At 67.9% G+C, this 576-nt stretch carries 1 protein-coding gene; it reads right to left on the reverse strand.

Annotated features, from left to right (window positions below; translation table 11 throughout):
* Window positions 1–576 (reverse strand): RHS repeat-associated core domain-containing protein (locus LPA54_RS35575; RefSeq protein WP_228984707.1); only part of this gene is annotated, 576 nt, incomplete at both ends.

Consider the following 576-nt stretch of genomic DNA (forward strand, 5'->3'; position numbering starts at 1 on the left):
GTTGGCGGAGTCCACCGCCTCGACCCCCTTCTCGACGTAGCGGCCGGCCTTGACGGCGGTGGCCGCGTACCCCGCGAGCGGGATCGCCGAGGTCAACGACAGTGCGGCGTCGACATAGTTGCCCTCGGCCGCGTACCAGATGCCGTTGGCGACGTCGGCGACCTCACCGACGACGGGGACCAGGCCGACCACGTCGAGCGTGGCATGGCCGATGTCCGAGAGCGACAGACCGAACAGGTGCCCGTCGAGCTCGACGAAGCTGATCGGGTTGCCACCGGCGAACGCGTACCGGTTGCCGGTGAACGGGTCGGTGGCCAGGGACATGTCGGCCAGGGCACCGCTGTACGAGTCCCGGGTGAGGAAGCGGTTCAGCCCCGGGTCGTAGTTGCGGAAGCCCATGTCGTACGTGCCCGAGGCACCGTCCCAGCGCGAGGAGTTGAAGCGGAAGGAGTTGTAGTCGCTCTTGCCCTCGGTCCCGCTGCCCGGCTTGTCCGCACCGGTCATCTGGGACGAGTCGTCCGAACCGTAGGCCGTGTAGCCGTACGTGGAACGGGTCTTGCCGTCCTCCTTCGTGAT

The organism is Streptomyces sp. DH12 (genome assembly GCF_020873895.1).
In the GTDB taxonomy this organism is placed as follows: Bacteria; Actinomycetota; Actinomycetes; order Streptomycetales; family Streptomycetaceae; genus Streptomyces.